Annotated in this window: 11 protein-coding genes; all 11 read left to right on the top strand. The window is 60.2% G+C overall.

Annotation, left to right across the window (positions count from 1 at the left end):
• Window position 1: 1 nt before the first annotated feature.
• Window positions 2-2,050: a type IV pilus secretin PilQ gene (locus tag PSUM_RS21055; protein WP_020796153.1), complete on the top strand. Its 2,049-nt coding sequence runs from the start codon at window positions 2-4 to the stop codon at window positions 2,048-2,050.
• 4 nt (window positions 2,051-2,054) lie between these two features.
• Window positions 2,055-2,573: a shikimate kinase AroK gene (gene aroK / locus PSUM_RS21050; protein ID WP_032831512.1), complete on the top strand. Its 519-nt coding sequence runs from the start codon at window positions 2,055-2,057 to the stop codon at window positions 2,571-2,573.
• Between the two features lie 151 nt (window positions 2,574-2,724).
• Complete coding sequence (gene aroB, locus PSUM_RS21045) at window positions 2,725-3,825, top strand: 3-dehydroquinate synthase (RefSeq protein ID WP_083350022.1); 1,101 nt, start codon at window positions 2,725-2,727, stop codon at window positions 3,823-3,825.
• A 10-nt stretch (window positions 3,826-3,835) separates the two neighbouring features.
• Entirely contained in the window at window positions 3,836-5,425 is a 1,590-nt protein-coding gene (locus tag PSUM_RS21040; protein ID WP_083350023.1) for an AAA family ATPase, read from the top strand.
• Between the two features lie 350 nt (window positions 5,426-5,775).
• The gene (gltB, locus tag PSUM_RS21030; RefSeq protein ID WP_020796156.1) at window positions 5,776-10,221 is read left to right on the top strand and encodes a glutamate synthase large subunit; all 4,446 of its coding nucleotides are present in this window, start codon (window positions 5,776-5,778) and stop codon (window positions 10,219-10,221) included.
• A gap of 32 nt (window positions 10,222-10,253) precedes the next feature.
• Window positions 10,254-11,672: an FAD-dependent oxidoreductase gene (locus tag PSUM_RS21025; protein WP_020796157.1), complete on the top strand. Its 1,419-nt coding sequence runs from the start codon at window positions 10,254-10,256 to the stop codon at window positions 11,670-11,672.
• A gap of 252 nt (window positions 11,673-11,924) precedes the next feature.
• Entirely contained in the window at window positions 11,925-12,992 is a 1,068-nt protein-coding gene (gene hemE / locus PSUM_RS21020; protein ID WP_020796158.1) for a uroporphyrinogen decarboxylase, read from the top strand.
• A 287-nt stretch (window positions 12,993-13,279) separates the two neighbouring features.
• A complete protein-coding gene (gene gbpA / locus PSUM_RS21015; protein ID WP_033044044.1) occupies window positions 13,280-14,746 on the top strand; it encodes an N-acetylglucosamine-binding protein GbpA in 1,467 nt (488 codons plus the stop codon).
• A gap of 109 nt (window positions 14,747-14,855) precedes the next feature.
• Entirely contained in the window at window positions 14,856-15,374 is a 519-nt protein-coding gene (locus PSUM_RS21010) for a type II secretion system protein N (RefSeq protein WP_020796160.1), read from the top strand.
• An 8-nt stretch (window positions 15,375-15,382) separates the two neighbouring features.
• Window positions 15,383-17,311 carry a type II secretion system secretin GspD gene (gene gspD / locus PSUM_RS21005; protein WP_020796161.1) on the top strand — a complete coding sequence of 643 codons (1,929 nt, stop codon included), beginning with the start codon at window positions 15,383-15,385 and terminating at the stop codon, window positions 17,309-17,311.
• A complete protein-coding gene (gene gspE, locus PSUM_RS21000) occupies window positions 17,308-18,786 on the top strand; it encodes a type II secretion system ATPase GspE (protein WP_083350024.1) in 1,479 nt (492 codons plus the stop codon). Before gspD ends, gspE begins: the two co-directional genes overlap by 4 nt.
• The last annotated feature ends 2 nt before the right edge of the window (window positions 18,787-18,788 follow it).

Below are 18,788 nucleotides of genomic sequence, written 5' to 3'. Positions count from 1 at the left end.
AATGAACAGGATTTTCTCCACCCTCGGGGTATCGCTATGGATAGCGTTGCTGTCACCGATGGTACAAGCGGCCAACCTCAAGGCGCTGGATGTCGCCGCGTTGCCGGGAGACCGCGTCGAGTTGAAGCTGGTGTTCGACCAACCGCCTCCGACGCCCCGTGGCTATACGACGGACTCTCCTGCCCGGATTGCCCTGGATCTGCCCGGTGTCGTCAGTCAGCTGGCGAGCAAAACTCGCGACCTGGGCAGTGGCAATGCCCGCAGCGCGACCGTGGTGGAGGCCAAGGATCGTGCGCGGCTGATCATCAACCTGACCCAGTTGAGCCCCTACGACATGCGGGTCGAAGGCAATAACCTGTTTGTGGTCGTCGGGCAGGGAGGTAAAAGCCCTGCGCCAAGAGCGGCCGCTGCTGTACCGGTCCCGGTTCCGGCGCGCGCGGTTGCACCGACAGGCAAAGCGATTCGTGCGGTGGATTTCCAGCGGGGTACCGAGGGCGAAGGCAATGTCGTGATCGACTTGTCGGATCCGTCCATTGCACCCGATATCCAGGAGCGCGAAGGCAAGATCGTTCTCGGCTTCAACAAGACCCGATTGCCCGAGCCGTTGCGTGTGCGCCTGGATGTGAAGGATTTCGCCACACCGGTACAATTCGTCAATGCCAGTGCCACGGGGGACAAGGCGACCATCACCATAGAACCCAGCGGTGCCTTTGACTATTCGACCTACCAGACCGACAACAAGCTGACCGTCAGCATTCGTCCGATGACGGTCGACGACCTGCAAAAGCGCAACGCCGATCGCAATGCCTACAGCGGTGAAAAGCTTTCGCTGAATTTCCAGGACATCGACGTGCGCTCGGTACTGCAACTGATCGCCGATTTCACCAACCTCAATCTCGTCGCCAGTGACACGGTCCAGGGGGGAATTACCCTGCGCCTGCAAAACGTACCCTGGGACCAGGCGCTGGACCTGGTACTGAAAACCAAGGGCCTGGACAAGCGCAAGCTGGGTAATGTGTTGCTCGTCGCTCCGGCCGACGAAATTGCCGCCCGTGAACGCCAGGAGCTGGAGTCGCAAAAGCAGATTGCCGACCTGGCACCACTGCGTCGGGAGCTGTTGCAGGTCAATTACGCCAAGGCGGCCGATATCGCCAAACTGTTCCAGTCGGTGACCAACGCCGAGGCGAAAGCCGACGAACGGGGATCGATCACGGTCGATGAACGCACCAACAACATCATTGCCTACCAGACCCAGGACCGGCTCGACGAACTGCGGCGCATCGTTGCGCAGCTGGATATTCCGGTACGTCAGGTGATGATCGAGGCGCGTATCGTTGAAGCCAACGTTGACTACGACAAGAGCCTTGGCGTGCGTTGGGGAGGCTCAATACAGAACAAAGGCAACTGGAATGCCTCGGGAGTCGGTAACGGCACCAGCGACGGCGGTAGCACCAGCTCGCCGTTCGTCGACCTGGGGGTCGCCAACAACACATCGGGCATCGGCATCGCCTTCATCACCGACAACGTCTTGCTGGACCTTGAATTGACGGCCATGGAAAAGACCGGCAATGGCGAAATCGTCTCGCAACCCAAGGTCGTCACTTCCGACAAGGAAACCGCAAAGATCCTCAAGGGCACCGAGATTCCCTACCAGGAAGCCAGCTCCAGCGGCGCTACTTCGGTCTCGTTCAAAGAGGCTTCGCTATCGCTGGAGGTGACGCCGCAGATCACGCCGGACAACCGGATCATCATGGAGGTCAAGGTCACCAAGGATGAGCCGGATTACCTGAACAAGGTCCAGGATGTGCCGCCGATCAAGAAAAACGAAGTCAATGCCAAGGTCCTGGTCAACGATGGCGAGACCATCGTCATTGGTGGTGTTTTCTCAAATACTCAAAGCAAGGTTGTAGATAAGGTGCCATTTCTTGGCGATGTGCCGTATCTTGGCCGCCTTTTCCGGCGTGACGTGGTTTCGGAGAAAAAATCCGAGCTGTTGGTGTTTCTCACACCGCGTATCATGAATAACCAGGCGATTGCTGTGAGTCGTTGATTCTGTGCGAAATTTGATACTTGTAGGACCGATGGGGGCTGGAAAAAGCACCATCGGCCGATTGCTGGCCAAAGAGCTGCGCTTGCCATTCAAAGATTCCGATAAGGAAATTGAATTACGCACGGGCGCCAATATCCCATGGATCTTCGACAAGGAAGGCGAACCGGGCTTTCGTGAGCGCGAGCAGGCAATGATTGCCGAGCTGTGCGATTACGACGGCGTGGTGCTGGCGACAGGCGGTGGCGCGGTCATGCGCGAGGCCAATCGTCGGGCGCTGCGCGCTGGCGGACGTGTGGTCTATCTGCATGCCTCCGTCGAGCAGCAGGTCGGCCGCACTTCACGCGACCGCAATCGGCCATTGTTGCGTACAGCCGATCCGGCCAAGACCCTCAGGGACCTTTTGGCCATTCGCGACCCTCTTTATCGGGAAATCGCCGATCTGGTGGTGGAAACGGATGAACGACCGCCGCGAATGGTCGTGCTCGATATCCTGGAGCGTTTGCAGCAATTGCCGCCCCGTTAAAGCGTCGCACGAAATGCGCTATCCTCGGCCTCCTGCCATGACCGCTCGAGGTTGTGGCGAATGGCCATCGAGCGACGTCACACCCGCGGTGGCCGTAGACATTCGTTAACCCAAGGCAGGTTGCCTGATTCCATCTTCACTGTGGGGACACATGCAGACACTCAAGGTCGATCTAGGCGAGCGCAGCTACCCGATTCATATTGGCGAAGGTTTGTTGGACCAGCCTGAGCTGCTGGCCCCGCACATTCGCGGACGGCAAGTGGCGATCATTTCCAATGAAACCGTTGCGCCTCTCTATCTCGAACGCCTGACCCGCAGCCTTGCGCAGTTCTCGGTGATTTCCGTGGTGTTGCCCGACGGCGAGGCCTTCAAGACCTGGGAAACCCTGCAACTGATTTTCGACGGTCTGCTGACCGCGCGGCACGATCGGCGCACCACGGTGATCGCCCTGGGTGGCGGCGTGATTGGCGACATGGCCGGCTTTGCGGCAGCCTGCTACCAGCGCGGTGTCGATTTTATCCAGGTTCCGACCACGCTGCTGTCGCAGGTTGACTCTTCGGTGGGTGGCAAGACCGGTATCAATCATCCGCTGGGCAAGAACATGGTCGGCGCCTTCTATCAGCCGAACGTCGTGCTTATCGACACCGCCTCCCTCAATACGCTGCCGGCCCGCGAGCTGTCCGCCGGCCTGGCCGAAGTCATCAAGTATGGGTTGATCTGCGATGAGCCGTTCCTGACCTGGCTCGAAGACAACGTCGACCGCCTGCGCAACCTGGATCAGCAAGCCCTCACCTATGCCATCGAGCGCTCCTGTGCGGCCAAGGCGGCCGTGGTCGGCGCCGACGAGAAAGAAACTGGTGTACGGGCAACGCTCAACCTGGGGCACACCTTCGGTCACGCCATCGAGACCCACATGGGCTATGGTGTCTGGCTACATGGTGAAGCGGTGGCTGCTGGCACTGTCATGGCTTTGGAGATGTCCGCGCGCCTGGGCTGGATCAGCGAACAGGATCGCGATCGCGGCATTCGCCTGTTCCAGCGCGCCGGCCTGCCGGTTATTCCGCCTGAAGAAATGACGGCAGCCGATTTTCTCGAACACATGGCAATTGACAAGAAAGTGATCGACGGTCGTTTGCGCCTGGTGCTGCTGCGCCACATGGGCGAAGCGGTAGTGACCGACGATTATCCGAAAGAGGTTCTACAGGCCACGCTGGGAGCGGATTATCGCGCCCTGGCTCAGCTTAAAGGTTAATAAGAACGCGATGACTAGTTTGCATGCCGACGAGGCTTTCCTCGGCCACTACCAGTTGAGTCATGACCCGTTTGCTCCACGGGTCCCTGGCTTCAAGTTTTTCCCTGCCCAGCGCAAGCCGGTGCTGGGGCAGTTGCACCATCTGGCGCGTTACAGCCAGCTGCTGTTGGTGGTCACAGGTCCGCATGGCAGTGGCAAGACCCTGCTGCGCCAGGCCCTGGTGGCCAGTACCAACAAGCAGACCGTGCAAAGCGTGGTGGTTTCCGCCCGTGGTGCGGGTGATTCGGCTGGCGTGTTGCGCCAGGTTGCCCAGGCACTGGACGTTGCCCAGGCTGAGATCGGGGCAATTCTGAAACAGGTGGTGCAGCTTGCTCTGACTGGGCAGGAAGTCTATCTGCTGGTCGATGATGCCGAGCAGCTCGACGAGTCCGCGCTTGAAGCCTTGATGGCCTTGGGCGCGGGTGCGCCGGAAGGCCGTCCGCATGTGTTCCTGTTCGGCGAGTCCTCGATGATCGCTCAGCTTGAGGCTTTGCAACTCGAGGAAGAACGCTTCCACGTCATCGAGCTGCAGCCTTACACCGAAGAGGAAACGCGTGAATACCTGGAGCAGCGGCTTGAAGGCGCCGGCCGGGGTATCGAACTTTTCACTGTAAATCAGATCTCTGATATTCACGAAAGCTCCGAGGGTTGGCCTGGCAACATCAACCAGGCTGCCCACGATGCGATGATCGAAGCCATGATTGCCAGCCGCTCAGCGGTGAAGCGTCCAAGTATGGGGTTCAATATGCCGAAGAAACACGTATTGGCGATTTCCGCCGTCGTTGTGGTCGCGGTAGCCGCCGCCTGGTTGATGCCTGGTCGCAGCAAGACACCGACCACCGGTGCGCCTGCCAACGAACAGGCGCAACTGCCGCTTGGCCAGGGCTCGTCGGGCGGTGCTCCGGCCGTCGAATTCGCCGGCAACACGCAGCCTACGCCATTGCCGTTGGTCGGCAATTCGCAACCTGTCATGCGTGCTCCATTGGCCGAAGCAGCGGGTGGCATTACCGAGGGCGATGACGGCGTGCCGGTCGAGGGTTCCAGCGCAACGCCACCGACCGTGACTACGATCGCACCGCCAGCGGGCGTTCCGGCTGGTCCTGCGCCAACGCCAACGCCAACCGCCAAGCCGACGCCTGCACCGACCCAGGTCGCTACCGCCAAGCCAGCGCCTGCTCCGGTTGCCAAGCCGGCTCCAGCTCCGGCGCCAGCCAAGCCAGCCGCCGCTGCTGCCAAGCCGGCCGAGAAGCCAGCGACCGTCGCCAAGGCTGCCGGTGGCACCTGGTACGCCGGTCAGGCACCGGGTAATTACGTGGTGCAGATCCTCGGCACCAGCTCGGAAACCGCCGCACAAAACTTCGTCAAGGAGCAAGGCGGCGAGTACCGTTATTTCAAGAAAGTCCTCAACGGCAAACCGCTCTACGTGATCACCTACGGCAACTTCGCCAATCGTGATGCAGCCGTTTCCGCCATCAAGGCCTTGCCAGCGAAGGTCCAGGCTGGTAAACCTTGGCCTCGCACTGTCGCCAGCGTCCAACAGGAACTGGCAACAACTCGCTGAAGATTCGGCGGCCTTACCCAGGCCGCCTCTCCAAGCACCTCAAAATTTCTACAAGTGCGCGCAACCTTTCGGGCTGCGTGCCTTGTGGTGTCTGCGTCACAGTAGTCTTTGAGTCGTAGCGGTCAAAATTAAAAAAAGTTTTGACTAGCACAGCAGATCGCTTTAAACCTTTCACAAATGCGACATAGATTTGCGACATTTCGTCGCCAAATTTGTGAGGCCAAGTGTCGGTGTGTACAATGACCTCCCTTTTGCCCCCGCAAAGCTGGCGTACGTTCGGTGCGGATGGTAAGTGGTTGAATTGAAAAGAAATTTGCCTCGATAAGGGGCAGCCTGGTGAGAAAGTGTCTATGAAAGCAGGTCTGTACCAACCAGATGAATTCAAGGATAACTGCGGTTTCGGCCTGATTGCCCATATGCAGGGCGAGCCCAGTCATACCCTTTTGCAAACGGCCATCGAGGCCCTGACCTGCATGACCCACCGCGGTGGGATTAATGCTGACGGCAAGACCGGTGACGGTTGCGGTCTGCTGATTCAAAAGCCGGACGTGTTCCTGCGAGCGATCGCCCAGGAAACCTTCGGCGTCGAACTGCCCAAGCAATACGCTGTGGGCATGGTTTTCTTCAACCAGGACCCGGTCAAGGCTGAAGCCGCTCGCGAGAACATGAACCGCGAGATCCTGGCTGCCGGCCTGCAGTTGGTCGGCTGGCGCAAAGTGCCGATCGATACCAGCGTCCTCGGCCGCCTGGCCCTTGAGCGCCTGCCACAGATCGAGCAGGTGTTCATCGGTGGCGAAGGCCTGAGCGACCAGGACATGGCCGTCAAGCTGTTCACCTCCCGTCGTCGTTCATCGGTGGCCAACGCCGCCGATACCGACCACTACGTCTGCAGCTTTTCGCACAAGACCATTATCTATAAAGGCCTGATGATGCCGGCGGACCTGACCGCCTTCTATCCAGACCTGAGCGATGAGCGCCTGCAAACCTCGATTTGCGTGTTCCACCAGCGCTTCTCCACCAACACCCTGCCGAAATGGCCGCTGGCCCAACCGTTCCGCTTCCTGGCGCACAACGGCGAGATCAACACCATCACCGGCAACCGCAACTGGGCCGTGGCCCGTCGCACCAAGTTCGCCAACGATCTGATGGATCTGGAAGAACTCGGCCCGCTGGTCAACCGTGTCGGTTCCGACTCATCGAGCATGGACAACATGCTCGAGCTGATGGTCACCGGTGGTATCGATCTGTTCCGCGGCGTGCGGATGATCATTCCGCCTGCGTGGCAGAACGTCGAGACCATGGACCCGGACCTGCGTGCGTTCTACGAGTACAACTCGATGCACATGGAACCGTGGGATGGCCCGGCCGGTGTGGTTATGACCGACGGTCGCTACGCGGTGTGCCTGCTCGACCGTAACGGCCTGCGTCCGGCGCGTTGGGTCACCACCAAGAACGGTTTCATCACCCTGGCTTCGGAAATCGGTGTCTGGAACTACCAGCCTGAAGACGTGATCGCCAAGGGCCGCGTGGGGCCTGGCCAGATCTTTGCCGTGGACACCGAGACCGGTCAGATCCTCGACACCGATGCCATCGACAACCGTCTCAAGTCACGTCATCCGTACAAGCAATGGCTGCGCAAGAATGCCCTGCGCATCCAGGCGACCATGGAAGACAACGACCACGGTTCGGCGTTCTACGACGTCGATCAGCTCAAGCAATACATGAAGATGTACCAGGTCACGTTCGAAGAGCGCGACCAGGTGCTGCGCCCGCTTGGCGAGCAAGGCTACGAAGCCGTGGGCTCGATGGGCGACGATACGCCGATGGCCGTGCTGTCCCAGCGCGTGCGTACGCCTTACGACTATTTCCGCCAGCAGTTCGCGCAGGTGACCAACCCGCCGATCGACCCGCTGCGTGAAGCCATCGTCATGTCGCTGGAGATCTGCCTCGGTGCCGAGCGCAACATCTTCCAGGAGTCGCCGGAACACGCGTCGCGCGTGATCCTCAGCTCGCCGGTCATTTCCCCGGCCAAGTGGCGCTCGCTGATGAACCTCGATCGTCCAGGCTTCGAACGCCAGATCATCGACCTCAACTACGACGAAAGCGTCGGCCTCGAAGCAGCCATCCGCAACGTCGCCGATCAGGCTGAAGAAGCCGTGCGCGCCGGTCGTACGCAGATCGTCCTGAGTGACCGTCACATTGCCCCGGGCAAGTTGCCGATCCACGCCTCCCTGGCCACCGGCGCGGTACACCACCGCCTGACCGAGAAGGGCCTGCGTTGCGACTCCAACATCCTGGTGGAAACCGCGACTGCTCGCGATCCGCATCACTTCGCCGTGTTGATCGGTTTCGGTGCCTCTGCCGTTTATCCGTTCCTGGCCTACGAAGTGCTGGGCGACCTGATCCGTACCGGTGAAGTGCTGGGCGACCTCTACGAGGTGTTCAAGAATTACCGTAAAGGCATCACCAAGGGCCTGCTCAAGATCCTCTCGAAGATGGGCATCTCGACCATCACTTCGTACCGTGGCGCACAGTTGTTCGAAGCCATCGGCCTGTCCGAGGAAGTCTGCAACCTGAGCTTCAAGGGCGTGCCGAGCCGCATCAAGGGCGCGCGTTTCGTCGACATCGAAGCCGAGCAGAAAGCCTTGGCCACCGAAGCCTGGAGCCCGCGCAAGCCGATCCAGCAAGGCGGCCTGCTGAAGTTCGTCCACGGTGGCGAATATCACGCGTACAACCCGGACGTGGTCAACACCCTGCAAGCCGCCGTGCAGCAGGGCGACTACAGCAAGTTCAAGGAATACACCTCGCTGGTGGATAACCGCCCGGTGTCGATGATCCGTGACCTGCTCAAGGTCAAGACCCTCGATACCCCGCTGGACATGAGCGAAATCGAACCGCTGGAATCGGTGCTCAAGCGCTTCGACTCCGCCGGTATCTCGCTGGGCGCCCTGTCGCCTGAGGCTCACGAAGCCCTGGCCGAAGCCATGAACCGCCTCGGTGCGCGTTCCAACTCCGGTGAAGGTGGTGAAGACCCGGCGCGCTACGGCACCATCAAGAGCTCGAAAATCAAGCAGGTTGCGACCGGCCGTTTCGGTGTGACCCCGGAGTACCTGGTCAACGCTGAAGTGCTGCAGATCAAGGTTGCCCAAGGCGCCAAGCCTGGCGAAGGTGGTCAGCTGCCAGGCGGCAAGGTCAACGGCCTGATCGCCAAGCTGCGTTATGCAGTGCCGGGCGTGACCCTGATTTCGCCACCGCCGCACCACGACATCTATTCGATCGAAGACTTGTCGCAGCTGATTTTCGACCTCAAGCAGGTCAACCCGAAGGCGCTTGTCTCGGTGAAGCTGGTAGCGGAAGCGGGCGTCGGCACCATCGCTGCCGGTGTGGCCAAGGCCTACGCGGACTTGATCACCATCTCCGGCTACGACGGCGGCACCGGCGCATCGCCACTGACCTCGATCAAATACGCGGGCGCTCCGTGGGAACTCGGCCTGGCCGAAACTCACCAGACCCTGCGCGGCAACGACCTGCGCGGCAAAGTCCGGGTGCAGACCGACGGCGGCCTGAAGACCGGCCTCGACGTGATCAAGGCAGCCATCCTCGGCGCTGAAAGTTTCGGCTTCGGCACCGCACCAATGATCGCCCTGGGCTGCAAATACCTGCGCATCTGCCACCTGAACAACTGCGCCACCGGCGTCGCGACCCAGAACGAGAAGCTGCGCAAGGATCACTACATCGGTACCGTCGACATGGTGGTGAATTTCTTCACCTACGTCGCCGAAGAAACCCGTGAGTGGCTGGCCAAGCTGGGCGTGCGCTCCCTCGAAGAGCTGATCGGTCGTACCGATCTGCTGGAAGTCCTCGAAGGCCAGACCGCCAAGCAGCATCACCTCGACCTGACCCCGTTGCTGGGCAGCGACCACGTGCCGGCGGACAAGCCACAGTTCTGCGGTGTGGAGCGTAACCCGCCGTTCGACAAAGGCCTGCTGGCCGAGAAAATGGTCGAAATGGCCACCTCGGCGATCAACGACAAGAGCGGCGCGGAGTTCGAACTGGATATCTGCAACTGCGACCGTTCCATCGGCGCGCGGATCTCCGGCGACATCGCCCGTAAGCACGGCAACCAGGGCATGGCCAATGCGCCTATCACCTTCCGCTTCAAGGGCACGGCCGGCCAGAGCTTCGGTGTATGGAACGCCGGCGGCCTGAACATGTACCTGGAAGGTGACGCCAACGACTACGTCGGCAAGGGCATGACCGGCGGCAAGCTGGTGATCGTTCCGCCAAAGGGCAGCATCTACAAGACCCAGGACAGTGCCATCATCGGCAACACCTGCCTGTACGGCGCCACGGGCGGCAAGTTGTTCGCCGCCGGTACCGCGGGCGAGCGTTTCGCCGTGCGTAACTCCGGTGCCCACACCGTCGTGGAAGGCACTGGCGATCACTGCTGCGAGTACATGACCGGTGGTTTCGTCTGCGTCCTGGGCAAGACCGGTTATAACTTCGGCTCTGGCATGACCGGCGGTTTCGCCTACGTGCTCGACCAGGACAACACCTTCGTTGACCGGGTCAACCACGAACTGGTGGAAATCCAGCGGATCAGCGGCGAGGCGATGGAAGCCTACCGTAGCCATTTGCAACGCGTGCTGAACGAGTACGTTGAGGAAACCGACAGCGAGTGGGGTCGTGAACTCGCCGAGAACCTCGATGATTACGTGCGTCGTTTCTGGTTGGTCAAGCCCAAGGCTGCCTCCCTGAAATCGTTGCTTTCCAGCACCCGTGCCAACCCGCAGTGATATGCGCCTGAAGAGTTTGATGAGGTTTTAAAATGGCTGAACGTCTGAATAATGACTTCCAGTTCATCGAGGTCGGGCGCAAGGATCCGAAGAAGAAACTGTTGCGTCAACGCAAGAAAGAGTTCGTGGAAATCTACGAACCGTTCAAACCCCAGCAGTCGGCCGACCAGGCCCACCGCTGCCTGGGTTGCGGTAACCCGTATTGTGAATGGAAGTGCCCGGTGCACAACTTCATTCCCAACTGGCTGAAACTGGTGGCCGAGGGCAACATCCTCCAGGCCGCCGAGCTGTCCCACCAGACCAACACCCTGCCGGAAGTCTGCGGCCGCGTGTGCCCGCAAGACCGTCTGTGCGAGGGTGCCTGCACCCTGAACGACGGTTTCGGCGCGGTCACCATCGGTTCGGTGGAGAAGTACATCACCGACACCGCGTTCGCCATGGGCTGGCGCCCGGATATGTCCAAGGTCAAGCCGACTGGCAAGCGTGTCGCGATCATCGGCGCGGGCCCGGCGGGCCTGGGCTGTGCCGACGTGCTGGTACGCGGTGGCGTGACGCCGGTGGTGTTCGACAAGAACCCGGAAATCGGCGGCCTGCTGACCTTCGGCATCCCCGAGTTCAAGCTGGAAAAGACCGTGCTGAGCAATCGCCGCGAAGTCTTCACCGGCATGGGCATCCAGTTCCGCCTCAACACCGAGGTGGGCAAGGACGTGACCATGGAGCAACTGCTCGAAGAATACGATGCCGTATTCATGGGCATGGGCACCTACACCTACATGAAGGGCGGCTTTGCCGGTGAAGACCTGCCGGGCGTGTACGACGCCCTGGACTTCCTGATTGCCAACGTCAACCGCAACCTGGGCTTCGAAAAGTCGCCGGAAGATTTCGTCGACATGAAAGGCAAGAAGGTCGTGGTACTGGGCGGTGGCGACACCGCGATGGACTGCAACCGTACTTCGATCCGCCAGGGCGCCAAGTCGGTGACCTGTGCCTATCGTCGTGACGAAGCGAACATGCCGGGCTCGCGCAAAGAGGTGAAGAACGCCAAGGAAGAAGGCGTGAAATTCCTCTACAACCGCCAGCCGATCGCGATTGTCGGTGAAGACAGGGTCGAAGGCGTGAAGGTGGTCGAGACCCGTCTCGGCGAGCCGGACGCCCGTGGCCGTCGCAGCCCCGAGCCGATCCCGGGCTCCGAGGAGATCATCCCGGCCGACGCCGTGGTCATCGCCTTCGGTTTCCGTCCGAGCCCTGCGCCGTGGTTCGAGCAGTTCAGCATCCAGACCGATAGCCAGGGCCGTGTAGTAGCTCCGGAACAGGGTCAGTACAAGCACCAGACCAGCAACCCGAAAATCTTCGCCGGTGGCGATATGGTTCGCGGCTCTGACCTGGTGGTGACGGCGATCTTCGAAGGCCGTAATGCAGCCGAAGGGATCCTGGATTACCTGGGCGTCTAAGCCCGCTCTAGAGCCAAAAGCAATACCCCTGTGGGAGCGAGCCTGCTCGCGAAAGCGGTCTGTCAGTCAACATCAATGTTGGATGTTACAGGCCCCTTCGCGAGCAGGCTCGCTCCCACAGTCGTTTGGTGGTGATACGAATGTCGCGTTTCAGCGCGACAAATTGACCCGATAGACAAAAGGCTGACCTGCATTCGTGCCTTTTGCGTCCGGCTCTGAGAAAATGCCCGCACTTTTTTTCCGGATGCCGACATGACTGCCCTGAAGAACGACCGTTTCCTGCGCGCCCTGCTCAAGCAACCCGTAGACGTCACTCCCGTGTGGATGATGCGTCAGGCCGGTCGCTACCTGCCTGAATACCGCGCCAGCCGTGCCAAGGCCGGCGATTTCATGAGCCTGTGCATGAACCCGGCGTTCGCTTGCGAAGTCACACTGCAGCCGCTCGACCGCTATCCGCAACTGGACGCGGCGATCCTCTTCTCCGACATCCTGACCATTCCTGATGCCATGGGCCAGGGCCTGTATTTCGAAACGGGCGAAGGCCCGCGCTTCAGGAAAGTCGTCAGCACCCTGGCCGACATCGAAGCCCTGCCGATTCCTGATCCGCAGAAAGACCTGGGTTATGTGATGGACGCGGTCAGCACCATTCGCCGTGAACTGAACGGCCGCGTGCCGCTGATCGGCTTCGCCGGCAGCCCATGGACACTGGCTACCTACATGGTCGAAGGCGGGTCGTCGAAAGACTACCGCAAGACCAAAACCATGCTCTACGACAACCCGCAAGCCTTGCACCTGCTTCTGGACAAGCTCGCGCAGACGGTCACCAGCTACCTCAACGGCCAGATCCTGGCCGGCGCGCAAGCGGTACAGATCTTCGACAGCTGGGGCGGCAGCCTCTCGGCGGCGGCGTACCAGGAATTCTCCCTGGCTTATATGCGCAAAATCGTCAGCGGCCTGATCCGCGAGCACGAAGGCCGCAAGGTTCCGGTCATCCTGTTCACCAAGAACGGCGGCCTGTGGCTGGAAAGCATTGCCGACGCTGGCGCCGACGCGCTGGGCCTGGACTGGACGTGCGACCTCGGCAGCGCCCGTGAGCGTGTCGGCAGCAAAGTTGCCCTGCAAGGCAACATGGACCCGACCGTGCTCTACGCCAAGCCTGAAGCCATTCGCGCTGAGGTCGGGCGTATCCTGGCCAGCTACGGCAAAGGCAGCGGCCACGTGTTCAACCTCGGCCATGGCATTACTCCGGAAGTCGATCCGGAACATGCGGGTGCGTTCTTGCGCGCCGTGCATGAGTTGTCGGCGCAGTATCACGAATAACTGCGTTTAAGTTGTTTAAAACCCGTCCGGCCTAGCGCAGGACGGGTTTTTTTATACTTTTAGTTTCGTAACTAGTTTAAATATTTTCTCTGTAAGGTTTTTTCTCATTCTGTATCAGATAACGTCTAAGCGGATTAATCCTGCAGGAAGTAGAGATTTTCCCTACATATAAAGTTCTTTCATCCAAGTAGATTGAACGGTTCGTGCTCCCCCGTGGTGAGCAGAATTGCAATTAAAGGCGTCTGCAATGCACGCCTTATTTCGATAAGCAGTCTGGAATTTATTGGATGAAAAATGCTTACTACAAGGGAAGTGCGCTGGCCGCCTGCACTTCTTCAATGATCCTGTTATCGGCAATGTTCGCCTCTCAAAGTGTTTCCGCGCATGGCTATCTGGAAGTGCCACCCTCGCGCGCATTAGCCTGCCAGAAAGGCTTGAACACCCAGTGCGGTGGCGCCCAATACGAACCGCAAAGCGTTGGTGAAACCTTCAAGGGTTTTCCAGCGGGAGTGGGCGGCGCGCCTCTGCAAGGGCCGGTGGATGGCAAGATCCCGAGTGGCGGTCACTCGCTGTTTTCCGCGCTGGACGCGCAATCAGCCACCCGTTGGCATATGACGGAAATCAAGGAACGCAACATCGATTTCCAGTGGCGCTACACCGCTGTGCATCCAGCCACAAAACATGAGTATTTCATCACCCGAAACGGCTGGAACCCGAACGAAGCACTCAAGCGTGCCACCTTTGAAAGTGCGCCGTTCTGCACCATTGACGGCGGCAACCAGAAACCGGAGTCGGGAGCCAAACACAACTGCAACATCCCCGCGGACAAATCCGGGCAGCATGTCATCCTGGCGATCTGGACGGTCGGTGATACCGATGCAGCGTTTTATAACGTGGGGGATGTAAACATCCTTGCAGAGCCGGAGCTTCCGGGTGGTTGGTCTTCCGTAGGCAGCATCGCCCCATCGACTTCGTTGCTGGTCGGTGACAAGGTCAGGGCCCGTGCATTCTCCGCCAATGGCGAGAGCCCGGAATACAGCATAGAGATCCCCATCAATAGTGCCGAGGAAGGCTCGCCAAACAACTGGTCGTTCAAGTTGGCAGAAGCCATCAATGAAGCGCACACACTTGTGCGTGCGGGCGTTCGAGATGAAAACGGCAAGATCGAGCCGGTCAAGGGCAACAACAGCGTGTACGCGCAAAAAGACAGCGGCGTGACACGCTACGAAGTGCAACTGAACATGCAGGAAGATGCCGCGGCTCGTCTGTCGGTAGCTTCCCAGCAAGCTGAGTACGTATTGGACAAAGGCTTGGCCAAGATCGAGTTCAGCATCCTGTCCAATCGCAAGATGAACGTCGAAGCGACGCTGTTCGATGAGAGCAACAAGCCGGTCGGCTCCACTTCCACACAAGTGGGCAGCGGCCCGACCTGGTTGGCGATGGATGTTCGCAGCAATCCTGGCAAGCACACCCTGACCCTGGTCGGCACCACCCTGGATGGCCGGACCACCCGCCAGGACACCCAGGTAACCCAGTTGACCGGCGAAGGCGCGGGCGCCGATTACGACTTTGTGTTCCCGCAAGGCCTTGGCGAGTACACCGCCGGTACCAAGGTACTGCAGCCGAAGACCAACGAAGTCTTTGAGTGCAAGCCATTCCCTGAGTCCGGTTATTGCAAGCAATACAGCCCGACTGCCAATGGTTTTGAACCTGGCATCGGTGCGCATTGGCACATGGCCTGGGACAAACTCTAAGTCTATCGCGCAGTACTCCAGGTGATCTGTGAAGGTCGCCTGGAGGTTCTCTTTTTTTCGAGTTGCAAATGACGGATTCAGGTTATCGAACGGCTCGAGTGAACTACTCATGAAGAATTCGTGGCGGGTGCTGAGCCGTTTCGGCCTGGTAGTCATGCCGTTGGGTTATGCAGCGCTGCTGATCTGGCAGGAGTGGCACTTTCGGGAGCGCCTTGCCGCGCCGCCGCTACCCATGGCGGCGCCAATCCCTGGTCCCGCCCATGTACCGCTGGATGCTGGTGCGGTGGCGTCGGTGCTCGGCCTGACCCAAGGAGCCTCATTGCTCGCCAGTGCCGAACCGCTGACCTTGCAGGCCAGTTTTGTCTTGAGCGGCGGCGTGTCCAGAGCGTTGCTCGCCGATGATCAAGGTTCACGTGTGTATCAGGTGGGCGAACGTTTGCCCGGTGGCAGCGTGCTGCGTCGCGTCGAGGCCAATCAAGTGGTGCTGTGGAACAAGGGGCGCGAAGAGCGACTAACGCTGCGACCGTCCGTTGCGCGGTTCCTGCGAAAGCTCGAGTCACCCGGCGACACACAGGCTCCCGCTGTTTCCACGCGTTTTCTACGCCCGGTTTCCGGGCCGTCAGAGTAATCAACATAATGAACAGTTTCATTGGCGCGCAGGCCTTGCGCTCGATGCGTTTCCTTGTCGTGTTGGCGAGTCTGGCTTTGCCGGGCGCGTTGCAGGCAGCTGAGGAAAAGTGGCAGCTGGCGATGAACAACGCTGAGTTGCGCGACATCGTTGAAGAAATCTCCGGCATTCTGGGGACCACCGTGGTGCTCGATCCCAGGGTCTCCGGACGCATCACCGTTGTGTCTCGGCAAGCCCTTGATCGCGAAGGCGTGCGCCGCTTGTTCTACGGGGTGCTCGACGCCCACAACTTCACGGTGATCGACCAAGGTGACCGCATCCTGATCACGCCAGTGACAGAAGCCAGGACTCGCGCTGGCAGCAGCGCTGCAAAGAACGCTACGCCCTCGCAATTTGTCACTCGAGTGATCGAGCTGAACAATGGCAGTGCCGCCGATATCGCCGGGCTGGTCCGGCCTTTGGTCTCGGTCAACGGCTATGTCGGGCCGTCCGTGTCGGCCAATGCAGTGGTGGTCACGGAAACGGCAGCCAATGCGCAACGCATCGTCCAAGTCATCCGCCAGCTGGACTCTGGACAAAACAATATGCACGCCGTAGTGCAGTTACGTCACGCCCAGGCCAGTGACGTGGCCTCCGTCATGGAAGCCTCCCTGGGCAAGCGCACTGCCGAGAACGCGGTCCAGGTATTGGCCGACAGCAGAACCAATCGGCTGATCCTGATTGGCCCGTCAGCCGTTCGCCAACGCTTGGCCGAACTGGCGCGCGGTCTCGATGTTCCTGCCACGGCGGCTCCGGACAACGCTCGGGTGATCCGCCTGCGTCACAGCGACGCCAAGCAATTGGCCGAGATTCTGGAAAGCATGGGGCAGGGCCGAAAAACGGCCCCAACCCTTGGCAGCAATAAGGACGCACCAACCGGGACTGCCTTCATGATCAAGGCTGACGAAAGCCAGAATGCGCTGGTGCTGATCGCCGAGTCGGAGCAGGTCAGGACCATTGAAAGCATCGTGCGTCAGTTGGACCAGCCGCGCGCGCAGGTGCTGATCCATGCCGCCATCGTCGAGATTTCCGGGGACATCGCTGAAGCGGTTGGCGTGCAATGGGGCTTCAGTACCGGCGACGCGAAAGGCTTCATCAACTTCCCCGGCACCGATATCCCGATTGTCGGCGGCCTGGATTTCGACGAGAAGAAATCCGCACCCGAAGGCGCGCTGTTACGCCTGGGCAGTGATCGCTTTGGCGCATTGATTTCGGCCCTGGCCAGCAATACCCACAGCAACCTGCTTTCTACGCCCAGCCTGTTGACGCTGGATAATCAGGAAGCGCACATCATCGTCGGCCAGACCGTCCCGTTCAAGACCGGCTCCTACGCCACAAACAGTAATGGGGCGGATAATCCGTTTACCACAGTCACCCGCGAGGACGTGGGAATCAGCCTGAAGATAAAGCCCTACATCAACGAAGGCTCGACGCTGCGGCTGGAGGTTGAGCAGGAAGTGTCGGACATCGCGCCGTCGGTATCGGGCATCGATTCTTCGGACTTGATCACCAACAAGCGTGCACTCAAGAGCACCATCCTGGCCGACGATGGCGAAATCATCGTCATTGGCGGGCTGATCAGAGACAGCGTAAGAACACAAAAAAGCGGGGTGCCGTTACTGCGGGATATTCCTTACCTGGGCGCTCTGTTTCGCTGGAACCGGGACACCCAGAGTAAAAGCAATCTCATGGTGTTCTTGCGGCCCACGATTGTACGCAGCAAGGAAGACCTGAACGGTATCAGCCAGCAGCGTTACAACGCACTGCGCGACTTGAGCCAGGCGGGGGCGCGGGATAACAACTCGTTGCTGCTGCCGTCAGATTCGCGTCAGCTGTTCGAACCGGTTTCCAAGGCGCCCGTGTTCGACCTGCGCAAGCCGGCACCGCAGACGCCATGACCCATTCGAGCGATGGTTGCCCACCACTGCCCTTCGGTTTTGCCCGTCGTTTCGGCGTGCTGCTGGAGAGCGAAGGCGACAAGGCGAGCCTTGCGGTGCGGGCCGATACGCCGCTCACCGCCCTGGCGGAAGCTCGCCGGACATGCGCTCGCGAGCTGTCGCTGCAGGTGCTCACCCCTGATATTTTTGCGACCCGCCTGGCCGCCGCCTACCGCGAAGGCCAGAGCGCCGCCGAGCAGGTCGCCCAAGGGCTGGACGAAGAACTGGACTTGCTCAGCCTGGTGGACAAGGTACCGCAAACCGCCGATTTGCTGGAGCAGCAGGGCGATGCGCCGATCATCCGTTTGATCAATGCATTACTCAGCGAGGCCATGCGCGAACACGCCTCGGACGTGCATCTGGAAACGTTCGAGCAGTACCTGTCGGTGCGCATGCGGGTCGACGGGCAGTTGCGCGAAATGCTCCGGCCCCGACGTGAATTGGCAACGCTGCTGGTATCGCGCATCAAGGTCATGGCGCGCCTGGATATCGCTGAAAAGCGTGTGCCCCAGGATGGTCGAATGGCCTTGCGCCTGGCCGGGCATGAAGTCGATGTGCGGGTCTCGACCCTACCCTCGGCACACGGCGAACGGGTGGTACTGCGCTTGCTCGACAAGCAGGCCGGGCGCCTTGAGTTGTCGCGTCTGGGCATGCCGGAGGACATCCTCCGGAACCTGCGCCACCTGCTGGGCAAACCGCACGGCATTTTGCTGGTGACCGGGCCCACCGGCTCAGGCAAGACCACCAGCCTCTACGCCGCGCTCAACAGTCTGAATGACCAGACCCGCAATATCCTTACGGTCGAAGATCCCATCGAATACCACCTGCCGGGCGTGGGGCAGATGCCGGTCAACCCCAAAGTGGACATGACTTTTGCCCGGGGGTTGCGAGCGATCCTGCGTCAGGATCCGGATGTGGTGATGGTCGGCGAAATCCGTGACCGCGAGACTGCTGAAATTGCCGTCCAGGCTTCGCTGACCGGTCACCTGGTGCTCTCGACGCTGCACACCAACAGTGCGGTCGGTGCGGTGACTCGCCTGGCGGACATGGGTGTCGATGCCTACCTGTTGGCATCGTCGCTGGTGGGTGTTCTAGCCCAGCGACTGCTGCGCACCTTGTGCCTTCATTGCAAGGTGCCCTACAGCGCCGATGCAACAGCTTGCCAGCGCCTGGGGCTCGGCACCGCATCGCTGCAGCTGTTCCGGGCCGTGGGGTGTGAGCAGTGTCAGCACGGCTATCGCGGGCGCGTCGGCATCTATGAGTTGATCTGCGTGACACCGTCACTGGCATCGCTGATTCACCAGGGGGCCAGTGAACAAGCCTTGGCCAACGAGGCCCGCCAGATGTCGCGCAGTCTGTTCCAGGACGGCCGCCAACGGGTGCTGGACGGGCTGACCAGTCTCGACGAGTTGTTGCGCGTGACGCGGGAGGACTAGGT

It is taken from the genome of Pseudomonas umsongensis (assembly GCF_002236105.1).
Lineage (GTDB): Bacteria > Pseudomonadota > Gammaproteobacteria > Pseudomonadales > Pseudomonadaceae > Aquipseudomonas > Aquipseudomonas umsongensis.
The sequence above is the reverse complement of the archived record's forward strand: the minus strand, read 5'-3'. Positions and strand labels throughout refer to the sequence as shown.